This is a genomic window from Intrasporangium zincisolvens (genome assembly GCF_034724055.1).
GTDB lineage: Bacteria > Actinomycetota > Actinomycetes > Actinomycetales > Dermatophilaceae > Monashia > Monashia zincisolvens.
Map to the genome: position 1 here is coordinate 133450 of NZ_JAWIIL010000007.1, position 10418 is coordinate 143867.

Consider the following 10418-nt stretch of genomic DNA (forward strand, 5'->3'; position numbering starts at 1 on the left):
TTGGCTGCGGTCGAAGCGAAGGAGCCTCGCCGTGAGCCGTGCCGCCCGCCTCCTGCCGGTCCGCACCACTGCCGCCGTCCTCGTCCTCCTCGGGGGAGTGACCGGCGGTGCCGTACCGGCCTCGGCCGCACCCGATGCGACGCCGCCGCCACCCAGCGCGTCCTCCACCGCGGTGGGTGGCGGCTTCTACGACCCGCCCGCCACCGTCGTCGGGTCGCCCGGCACGGTCATCCGGTCCGAGGCGATGACCTTCTACCTCGACCCGCTCCGTGTCGTGCCCTCCACCGACCGTGCGACGCGCGTCATGTACGTCTCGCGCGACCGGGCCGGCCGGCCCGACGCCGTCACCGGGACCCTGCTCGTGCCGCCCGGCGCGTGGGTCGGCCCCGGCCGCCGCCCGGTCGTCGGCTACGCCGTGGGCACCCAGGGCATGGCCGACCGCTGCGCCCCGAGCCGGCAGCTCGCGGCCGGCTCCGAGTACGAGGGTGCCTTCGTCAGCGGGCTGCTCGCCCGCGGCTACGCGGTCGCCCTCACCGACTACGAGGGCCTCGGCACCCCAGGCACCCACACGTACATGACGCGCGTGTCCCAGGCCCACGCCGTGCTCGACATGGTGCGCGCCGCGCAGCGGCTCCCGGACTCGGGCCTGCCGGCCGACGGACCCGTGCTCCTCGCCGGGTACAGCCAGGGCGGCGGCGCCACCGCTGCCGCCGTCGAGCTCGCCCCGGCCTACGCCCCCGAGCTGCACGTCCGCGGCGCCGTCGCCGGGGCGGTCCCGGCCGACCTCGTCGCCGTCGCCGACCACCTCGACGGCGGGCTCTACGCCGCGTTCGCCCTCTACGCCGTCGCCGGCCTCGGTGCCGCCTACGACCTGCCCCTCGACGACTACCTCAACGCCCACGGGCGGGAGGTCGTGGCCGCCGTGAAGGGGGAGTGCGTCGCGGAGTCGATCGGGCTGCACGCGTTCACCCGCTCCTCCGACCTCACCGCCGACGGGCGAACACTGCACGACCTCGCCCAGGCCGAGCCGTTCCGCACGATCCTCGCCGAGCAGCGCCTCGGGCGGATCCGTCCTGCCGTCCCCGTGCTCGTGACCCACTCGCTCGCCGACGACGTCATCCCCTACGCCGTCGGCCGAGGCCTCGCCCACGACTGGTGCCGCCTCGGGGCGAACGTCTCCTTCTCGCCGAGCCTCACCCCGACCCACGTCGGCGGCGCGGTGCCGTCGTTCGCCACGGAGTTCGCCTTCCTCGAGGCGCGCGTGGCCGGGCTGCCCTAGCCCTCCGACTGCTGGTGGCTCTAGCGGCGCCGGTTGCGCCGGGCGATCGCGGCCGAGAGCACCGTCGCGAAGCCGCACCATGCCGCGTAGGGCAGCAGGGCCGCGCCGGCCGGGCGCTTGACCTGGGCCGAGCGACGCGCGAGGTCGAGACCGCTCGCCGTCAGCAGCGCCGACTCGACGGCGGCCAGGCCCGGCCGCCGAGCCGGCCAGAACACCCAGCTCCACCCGGCGTTGAGGGCGAGGTTGGTGCCGAACGCCTTGAGGTAGGCGGACCGGCCGGACGCGTCTCCCGCGCGGTCGAGAGCCGTCAGCGTCGAGGCCGCGCTGGCCGCGACGTCGGCGTAGAGCGCCGTCCACACGAGCGGGAACGCGAGCGGCGGCGGCTGCCACGACGGCTTGTCCAGCGACCGGTACCAGCGCGACTCGGGCTTCGTGGCCACCGACCCGGCCACGGCGCACGCCACGACGGCCGCGCCGGCGATGACGGCGTTGCGCACCGCGGTGTCGCGCGGCACCGTCCGCATCGCCGACCGCACGGCGTCGTCGAACGGCGTCGCGCCGCCGGGCAGCTCGACGTAGCCCTCGAGGTCGCGCTCCTTGGCCACGACCTCGTGCACGAGGCTGCCGACCAGCGGTTTCGCCAGCCCGGCCGAGATCGGCGTGACGAGCCCCACCCAGTGGCTCGCGAGCCGCGGCGTCAGCACCGGCACCGTCACGACGACCGGACGCCGCCGCCCCGTGACGTCGGAGAACCGTCCGATCATCTCCCTGTAGGTCAGCACGTCCGGACCGCCGATGTCGAAGGTCCGGTTCACCTCCGGCGGAAGGGAACCCGCGCCCGCTAGCAGCGTCACGACGTCGTCGATGGCGATCGGCTGGATCCGGTTGTCGAGCCACTTCGGCGCGACCATCGCCGGCAGCCGCGTCGTCAGGTAACGGAGCATGTCGAACGACGCCGACCCGTCGCCGATGACGACGGCCGCCTGCAGGACCGCCGTCGGCACGCCGGAGTCGAGCAGGATCCGCCCCACCTCGACCCGTGAGGCCAGGTGTGGCGAGAGCTCCTCATCGGACGGGTGCAGCCCGCCGAGGTAGACGATGCGCGAGACGCCCGTGGCCTCGGCGGCCTCCGCGAAGGTCGTCGCCGCGTCGCGGTCGCGCTGCTCGAAGTCGGGTCGGTCGTCCATCGAGTGCACGAGGTACCAGGCGGCGTCGACGCCCTCGAGCGCCGCGCGCATGTCGCGGGCCGAGGACACGTCGCCCTCGGCGACCTCGACACGGGAGTGCCACGGCCGGTCCTCGACGGACGAGGGGTGCCGGGTGAGGACGCGCACGGTCCATCCGGCGTCGAGCAGCCGGGGCACGAGGTGGCCGCCGATGTAGCCGGAGGCCCCCGTCACGAGGGCTGTTCGGGTGGACGTCATGGGATCACCTGGTCAGTTCGAGGGCGGGTGGGAGGAGCACGAGCATCCCGGTGGACCACACGACGTGCGTGATGATCGGACCGAGGAAGCCACCGGTGACGCGACGCTGCAAGCCGGTCACGAGGCCGAGCGCGGCTGCGGCGAGCACGAGGAGCGGCACGCCGCTGCCGACCGTGGTCAGGGCGTAGAGCAGCGTCGTCAGCGTCACCTGGTGGCGGGGGAGAGCGGCGTAGAGGGCGCCGCGGAAGTACAGCTCCTCGACGACGCCGTTGACGAAGGTGATGGCCAGCACGGCCGCGAACGCGCCGAACCGGGCGTGGTCGAGCAGCTGGTCCACGGGCTCGCGCAGCACCGGGATGCGCGCCACGACGAGGGCGCCGACGAGGAAGACGAGCAGCAGGAGCACGCCCAGGACGAGCGACTGCACGATCGGCCGCGCCGTCTCACCGCGTCGGGTGTGCCCCATCCCGGCGTGCAGCGGCCCGGACACCAGCGCGCCGACGAGCCACACGGCGGCCAGGGCCAACGTCGCGACGTAGAAGAGCGGGTCGCCCGGGGTGATCCGCAGGGCCCACGCGAGCACGGCGCTCCCGACGACGAACGTCACCGCGACGACGAACTGCCGGCGCCGGAAGACGTCGTCGGGGTCGCGGTGGTCCCTCTCCACCTTCTGGATGAGCGCGGCGTTGACGAAGGCGCGCAGCTCGGCGACCGGGCCTCGCATCTCTCGCCTCCTCGCTAGCGTCGGGCCCGCTCGTAGCGGGCCAGGGTCTCCTTGCGCTCATCGTCGTGGTCGACGATCGGTTCCGGATACCCCTGCGCATACCCGTCCTCGTGCTTCCAGGGTTCGTGCGCCGACGCCCCGGACATGTGACGCAGCTCGGGCACCCAGCGGCGCACGTACTCACCGTCGGGGTCGAACTTGCGCCCCTGCGTCACCGGGTTGAAGACGCGGAAGTACGGCGACGCGTCGGTGCCGGTGCCGGCGACCCACTGCCAGCCGTGGTTGTTCGAGGCGACGTCGCCGTCGACGAGGTGGTCGAGGAAGTGCTGGGCGCCCACCGGCCACCACACGTGCAGGTCCTTGGTGAGAAAGCTCGCGGTGATCATCCGCACCCGGTTGTGCATCCAGCCCTCCGCGAGCAGCTGGCGCATCCCGGCGTCGACGATGGGGTAGCCGGTGCGCCCCTCGCGCCAGGCATCGACGAGGCGGTCGGTCTCGGCGCCGGAGTCGTAGGGCAGCTTCGCGAGCTCGGGCCGCAGGTCGTGCCAGGAGGAGCGCGGGTGGTGCCAGAGCACGTCGGCGTAGAACTCCCGCCACGCCAGCTCGGTCGTGTAGGTGGCGGCGCCCGTCGACCGGCCGCTGCCGTGCGCGGCGATGTCGGCGAGCATCGTGCGCGGGTGGATCTCGCCGTACTTGAGCGGGGCCGACATCCGGCTCGTCGTGTCGAGGTCGGGCCGGTCGCGCTCGTCGGCGTACGCGTCGAGCCCCTCGTCGACGAACTCCTCCCACCGCTTGCGCGCGGCGGCCTCTCCGGCCTCGAGCCGGACGCCGTCCGGCAGGGCGGGCAGGTCGTCGGATGCGACGCGCGGGCGGGCCCACCGGATGCGTGCCGGGCGCTCGGCGGGATCGGGCCAGCCGTGCTGGCGCCACGCCTTGGAGAACGGGGTGAACACCTTGTACGGCGAGCCGGACCCGTTGACGACGATGCCGGGCCCGACGGCGTACGGCGTTCCCGTGGCGACGAGCTCACGGTCGTCCGCGGCGAGAGCAGCAGAGACGGCGTCGTCGCGGCGCCGGCCGTACGGCGTCGTCTCGCGGGTCACGTGCACCTGGGCGGCGCCGACCTGACGCGCGAGTCGGGGGATGACGTCGACGGGGTCGCCCGTGCGCAGCACGAGCGCGTCGCGGGTGTCGGTGGCGAGCGAGCGCAGTGACGCCACGAGCCGCTGCGAGCGCGGCACCGCGGTGTCGAGCAGCGTCGGGTCGAGGACGAACACCGGCAGCACCTCGTCGGCCGCCTCGAGCGCCGCGAGCAGGGCCGGGTGGTCGTGCAGCCGCAGGTCGCGACGAAACCAGAGGATCGCCGTCGTCCGCTCGCTCGCCATGCGTCGCCTCCTCAGGCCGGGGTCGTCGTGCCCGCCCGCTCGAACCGGATCTGTGCGACGTCGAGGTACCCGGTCGAGAAGCCGGCCTCGCAGTAGGCGAGGTAGAACTCCCACTTGCGCCGGAACGTCTCGTCGAAGCCGAGGGCCCGCACGTCGTCCCAGCGCGCGGTGAACCGCTCACGCCAGCGTCGCAGGGTCTCGGCGTAGTCGGTGCCGAACGCGTGGACGTCGGTGACGCGCAGCGAGGTGTTCTCGACCGTCGTCGAGCGGATCGCCTCGACGCTCGGGATGAGCCCGCCGGGGAAGATGTGCTTCTGGATCCAGCCGTAGCTGTGCTTCGTCGCGAGCAGCCGCTCGTGCGACATGAGGATGGACTGGACGGCGGCGACGCCACCGGGGGCGAGCCGCTCGTCGATGGTGCGGAAGTAGGTGGCCCAGTACTCCTCGCCGACGGCCTCGATCATCTCGACGCTGACGACGGCGTCGTAGCTGCCCTCGACCTCGCGGTAGTCCTGGATGCGCACGTCGACGCGGTCGGTGAGGCCGGCCGCCGCGATGCGCTCGCGGGCGAGGGTCGCCTGCTCCTTCGACAGCGTCACGGTGGTGACCTGCGCGCCGCGCTTCGCCGCCTGCAGGGCGAGCGTGCCCCAGCCCGTGCCGATCTCGAGGACACGGCTGCCCGCGGTGACGCGCGCGGCGTCGAGGATGGCGTCGACCTTGCGCAGCTGCGCCTCCTCGAGGCCCTGGTCGGGCAGCGGGGTCGGGGCGGCGTGGTCGAAGAGCGCCGAGGAGTAGGTCAGGGTGTCGTCGAGGAAGGTCTCGAACATCGCGTTGGACAGGTCGTAGTGCGCCTCGATGTTGCGCCGCGAGCCGAGCAGCGAGTTGCGCTGCATCGCCGGGATGCGACGGTCGACGAAGCCCCGCAGCCGCAGCCACCCCGCGGGCACGGCGGTCGTCATCCGCTCGGCGAACGGGCGCAGGACGTCGGCGAGGTCGGTGCCCTCGGCCGCCTTCCAGTCGCCGGCCATGTACGCCTCGCCGATGCCGATCTTCGGGTGGTGGGCCAGGCGCTCGAACACCGCGTTCGGCCGCACGATCTGCAGACCCGGCCGGGAGGCGTCGCGGGCCCCGCCGCCCAGGAGCGTGCCGTCGGGCAGCACGAGGTCGACCGGGACGCGTCCGGCCACCTGGGCCACGATGCTCCGGGCGAGCTTGCCGCGGACGCAGAACGGGCGCAGCACGGGGCGACGCAGGCAGATGGGCTGGCTGACGGGGGACGGCGCGGCGGTCATCGGACGGCCTCCTTCGGGTGGCGGGGGCGGGGCATCACGGGCAGGCGGCGCAGCCAGAGCCGGATGCCGTGGGCGCGGATCAGGGCCGTCACGCGCTGGGTCATCAGCCCGTGGCGGCGGACGAGTCGGAGCAGGGCGGTCGGGGTCGCCGGCTGTGGCGTACCCCGGGTCACGGCGGTGAGGACGGTCTCGCCGCCGCGGTCGAGCCTGACCGTCACGGCGACGTGGCCGGGGTCGAGCCGCAGCCGGATCGCGTACCGGCCGCTGACGTCGTTGAACGGCGAGACGTAGAACTCCTTGTCGACGCCGGTGGCTCCGGCCTCGTCGACGTCGAGCAGGTAGGCGTGGCGCTCGCCGTAGGTGTTGTGCACCTCGAAGACGACGGCGCGCACCGAGCCGTCGGGGCGCAGGCACCAGAAGACCGACAGCGGGTCGAAGACGTGCCCGAGGACGCGCGCGTTCGCGAGCATGAGCACGCGGTCGCTGGCGTCTAGCTCGACGCCGCGGTGGGCGAGGAAGCGCTCGACGTCGCCGCGAAGGCCGTCGCCGAGGCGGCCGCCGTCGAGGTGGTCCTCAGCTCGGAAGCCAGCGAACAGGCTTGCGGGCCAAGGGAACCGGGGAATCGCGTCGATGTCGACGAGCCACTGGTAGGCGCCGTGCGTGAAGGCGTGGTGCAGCGGGGTGCGCCGCGTGTGGCTGACGGTTCCGTCGACGAGGGCCGGTACCGGGGGTGGGGTGACGACCTGGGTCACCAGTGGGCCCCCAGGCGCTGGGCGGCCTCGACGCCGGAGCGGCAGCCGTCCTCGTGGAAGCCCCAGCCGAGGTGGGCGCCGGCGAAGGAGAGGCGGTCGCCGCCGCCCACCCGCAGCCGGGCCGCGGCCTCGACGGCCTCGTGCGTGAAGATCGGGTGCTCGTACTCCATCCGCGCCGTGACGACCGACGCGTCGACGTGCCCGCCCGGGTTGAGGGTCACGACGTGGTCGTCGCCGTCGTGCAGGTCGTGCAGCCGGTTCATCCAGTAGCTGACGAGCACCTCCGACGCCGGCGCCTCGCACGCACGCATCCGGTAGTTCCACGACGCGCGTGCCTGCTGGCGTCGGGGCAGGACCGAGGAATCGCGGTGCAGCCAGGTCTCGTTGCGGGAGTAGCGGATCGAGGCGAGGTCGCGCTTCTCGTCCGGCGTCGCGTCGGCGAGCAGGTCGAGGGCCTGGTCGGCGTGGGTCGCGACGACGGCGCGGTCGAAGGTCTGCACGTGGGCGCCGTCGACGACGACGTCGACACCGTCGTCGTGACGCGTCAGGGCCGTGACGCGGGCGGCGGTGCGGGCATCGCCCAGCCGGGCCACGAGCGCGTCGACGTACGTGCGCGACCCACCGGTGACGGTGCGCCACTGCGGAGATCCGGTGACGGTGAGCATCCCGTGGTGGTCGAGGAACTGGAACAGGTGCCGGGCCGGGTAGGAGGTTGCGTCGAGGTCGCCGCAGGACCACACGCAGGACACGAGCGGGATGGCGAAGTGGCGCACGAAGTACGGGGAGAAGCCGCTCGCGTCGAGGAACTCGCCCCAGGTCGGGTCGCCGCCGGCACCCTCGTCGGCGAGCAGGGCCCGGGCCGCGCTGTGGAAGCGGGGCACGTCGGCGAGCATCCGGACGAACCGCGGGTCGGCGACGCGCCACGGCTGGGCGAACATGCCCTTGGCGCCGCGCCCGCCCGCGTAGGACAGCCCGCACCCCTCGCACGTGATGCTCATGCTCATCTCGGTGGCCTGGGTCGGCACGTCGAGCTCGCGGAAGAGGCGCAGCAGGTGCGGGTAGGTGCGCTCGTTGTGGACGATGAAGCCGGAGTCAATGCGCAGCGGCCCGTCGGTGCCGCGGACGTCATGGGTGTGGGCGTGGCCGCCGAACCGGTCGGCGGACTCGAAGAGCGTGACGTCGTGGGTCGCGGACAGGACGTGGGCAGCGGTCAGTCCGGACACTCCCGCGCCGATGACGGCGGCGGTCGGGCGGGCCGATCCGTGGGGTGGTCCCTGGGGCGTGCGGGTCACCGAGGCCTCCTGCGTGAGTTGTGGTCCCGGATGGTTCGGCACGACGCTCCGACCGGATTGGAGGGTGGACACGGCACGACGAGTTTTGCCCGGTACGTTGTCCATCCTTCGCCCACACCGTAAGGTGGTTGTCGAAGGTGTGTCAAAGGTTTGGAGAGGGTATGGAGATCGAGCGATCGGTGACCGTGGATCGGCCGGTCGACGCCGTGTTCGCCTACCTCAGCGACTTCACGACGACGACCGAGTGGGACCCCGGGACCGTCAGCACCGAGCGTGTCTCGGGCGACGGTGACGTCGGGACCCGCTACCGCAACACGTCCTCGTTCCTCGGCCGGCAGACCCGGCTCGACTACCTCGTCATCGAGCGGGTCCCCGGGCAGCGTTTCGCGCTGCGCGGCGAGAACCCCACCGTCGTCGCGAACGACACGATGACCTTCGTCGGCCAGAACGGCCGCACGACGGTCACGTACCGGGCAGACTTCGAGTTCAAGGGCATCGCGCGCTTCGTCGCGCCGTTGCTGGCCCCCGCCCTGAAGAAGCTCGGCGACGACGCCGAGAAGGGCATGCGTGACGCCTTGGAGCGTCTGGAGTAGGTCGCCGTGTACACCATCAAACGAGCAGCGGAGCTGACCGGGATCAGCGTCGCGACCCTGCGCGCCTGGGAGCGCCGCTACAACGTCGTGTCGCCGAAGCGGTCCGACGGCGGGTACCGCCTCTACGGGCCCGAGGACGTCCGCGCCCTCGCCATCATGAACTCCCTCGTCACCGACGGCTGGTCGGCCCGCGAGGCCGCCGCCGAGACGCTGCGCCGCCTCACCGCGCCCGAGCCCGCCGGGCGGGCGGGCCGTGGGTCGCGCGTCTCGCCGATCCGGCCTCACGGCCCCTCGCGCGGCGGGCCGCAGTCCGAGGACGCCGAGGCCTTCCTGCGCGCCGCCGAGCGCCTCGACGCCGCCTCGGCCACCGCGGTCCTCGACGCCCGCTTCGCCCTCGGCACCTTCGAGCACGTCGTCGACGACTGGCTCATGCCGACCCTCCGGCTCGTCGGGGAGGCCTGGGCGCACGGCCGGCTCACCGTGGCGGGGGAGCACCTCGTGTCCTACGCGGTCCAGCGCCGGCTGGCCGCCGCCTACGAAGCCGCGTCCGGCCGCTCCGACGGCCCCGGGCTGCTCATCGGACTGCCGACGGGCGCCCGGCACGAGCTCGGGCTGCTCGCCTTCGCGGTCGCGGCCCGCCGCGCCGGGTTCGCCACCGCGTACGTCGGCGCCGACCTCCCGGCCGAGGAGTGGGTGCGCGCCGTCGAGCTGCGCCACGCCTTGGGCATCGTCATGGCCGTGCCGCGCACCGACGACATCAACGCCGCTCAGGCCATCGTCGACGCCGTCCACGCCCGTCACCCCGAGGTCGTCATCGGCCTCGGCGGCAGCGAGCAGGAGGCCGTCGAGGACGGCGTCGTGCACCTCGGGCACTCGATCACCGTCGCCGTCGGCGAGATGACGCGGCACCTTCGCATCTCCGCCTGATGCGGGTGCTGCTCCTCGGGGGCACGGGCGAGGCCCGTGCCCTCGCCGCCGTGCTCGTCGGTGCGGATGTCGACGTCGAGTCGAGCCTCGCCGGACGCGTGAGCCGCCCGGCGCTGCCCGTCGGGCCGGTGCGCACCGGTGGCTTCGGCGGCGTCGACGGCCTGGCCGGCCACCTCACCGACGGGGGTTTCGACGCCGTCGTCGACGCCACCCACCCCTTCGCCGCCGGCATCAGCGGCAACGCCGCGGCCGCGTGCCGCGCCACCGGCATCCCCCTCGTTCGGCTCCAGCGCGCCGGGTGGGACGAACGGCCAGGGGCCGAGGCGTACACGTGGGTCGACTCCGTCGAGGCCGCCCGCGTCGCCGCCGAGGCGATCGGCACGCGTCCGTTCGTCACGACCGGCCGCCAGCAGCTCGACGCGTACGCCCGGTGGGACGACCGCTACGTGCTGGCCCGCGTCGTCGACCCCCCGGAGTGGCCGGTGCCCGCCTCGTGGGAGGTGCTGCTGACCCGCGGGCCCTTCACGCTCGCGGCGGAGACGGCTCTGCTCACGTCGCGGCGCGTCGACGTCCTCCTGACGAAGGACTCCGGTGGCCCGCTCACCGAGGCCAAGCTCGACGCCGCCGACGCGTTGGGCGTGCCCGTCGTCGTCGTGCGCCGCCCACCGGTGCCGGACGGCGTCGAGGTCGTCGAGGACGTCGAGGCGGCGGCGCGCTGGGTGGCAGGCGCGTCCTCGCGGACCTGACCCG

Annotated in this window: 10 protein-coding genes; 4 read left to right on the top strand and 6 right to left on the bottom strand. The window is 73.6% G+C overall.

The annotated features are described in order from the left end of the window. Positions 1–31 precede the first annotated feature (31 nt). Positions 32–1279: a lipase family protein gene (locus RY076_RS17685; RefSeq protein WP_323100390.1), complete on the top strand. Its 1248-nt coding sequence runs from the start codon at positions 32–34 to the stop codon at positions 1277–1279. Positions 1280–1299: 20 nt separating this feature from the next. Here the strand turns inward: RY076_RS17685 and RY076_RS17690 are convergent, their stop codons facing one another. The 6 genes from RY076_RS17690 to RY076_RS17715 are packed head-to-tail and all read right to left on the bottom strand — an operon-like array spanning position 1300 to position 8148. Beyond that, positions 1300–2703 carry a tryptophan-rich sensory protein gene (locus RY076_RS17690; RefSeq protein WP_323100392.1) on the bottom strand — a complete coding sequence of 468 codons (1404 nt, stop codon included), beginning with the start codon at positions 2701–2703 and terminating at the stop codon, positions 1300–1302. A 4-nt stretch (positions 2704–2707) separates the two neighbouring features. Next, positions 2708–3427, bottom strand: a complete 720-nt coding sequence (locus tag RY076_RS17695) for a CPBP family glutamic-type intramembrane protease (protein ID WP_323100394.1) — start codon at positions 3425–3427, stop codon at positions 2708–2710. 14 nt (positions 3428–3441) lie between these two features. Next, the gene (locus RY076_RS17700) at positions 3442–4812 is read right to left on the bottom strand and encodes a cryptochrome/photolyase family protein (RefSeq protein WP_323100395.1); all 1371 of its coding nucleotides are present in this window, start codon (positions 4810–4812) and stop codon (positions 3442–3444) included. 11 nt (positions 4813–4823) lie between these two features. Continuing rightward, complete coding sequence (locus RY076_RS17705) at positions 4824–6104, bottom strand: cyclopropane-fatty-acyl-phospholipid synthase family protein (protein WP_323100397.1); 1281 nt, start codon at positions 6102–6104, stop codon at positions 4824–4826. Continuing rightward, complete coding sequence (locus RY076_RS17710; RefSeq protein WP_323100399.1) at positions 6101–6856, bottom strand: DUF1365 domain-containing protein; 756 nt, start codon at positions 6854–6856, stop codon at positions 6101–6103. The genes RY076_RS17705 and RY076_RS17710 overlap by 4 nt, the downstream gene beginning before the upstream one ends. Next, entirely contained in the window at positions 6853–8148 is a 1296-nt protein-coding gene (locus RY076_RS17715) for an NAD(P)/FAD-dependent oxidoreductase (protein WP_323100401.1), read from the bottom strand. The genes RY076_RS17710 and RY076_RS17715 overlap by 4 nt, the downstream gene beginning before the upstream one ends. A gap of 161 nt (positions 8149–8309) precedes the next feature. Between RY076_RS17715 and RY076_RS17720 the strand changes: the two genes are divergently transcribed. Genes RY076_RS17720 through RY076_RS17730 form a run of 3 tightly spaced genes read left to right on the top strand, consistent with a single transcriptional unit; the run spans position 8310 to position 10414 of the window. Continuing rightward, on the top strand, positions 8310–8741 hold the full coding sequence (locus tag RY076_RS17720) for an SRPBCC family protein (RefSeq protein WP_323100402.1): 432 nt from the start codon (positions 8310–8312) through the stop codon (positions 8739–8741). Between the two features lie 6 nt (positions 8742–8747). Then, positions 8748–9668 carry a MerR family transcriptional regulator gene (locus tag RY076_RS17725; RefSeq protein WP_323100404.1) on the top strand — a complete coding sequence of 307 codons (921 nt, stop codon included), beginning with the start codon at positions 8748–8750 and terminating at the stop codon, positions 9666–9668. Next, the gene (locus RY076_RS17730) at positions 9668–10414 is read left to right on the top strand and encodes a cobalt-precorrin-6A reductase (protein ID WP_323100405.1); all 747 of its coding nucleotides are present in this window, start codon (positions 9668–9670) and stop codon (positions 10412–10414) included. Before RY076_RS17725 ends, RY076_RS17730 begins: the two co-directional genes overlap by 1 nt. Positions 10415–10418: the final 4 nt, after the last annotated feature.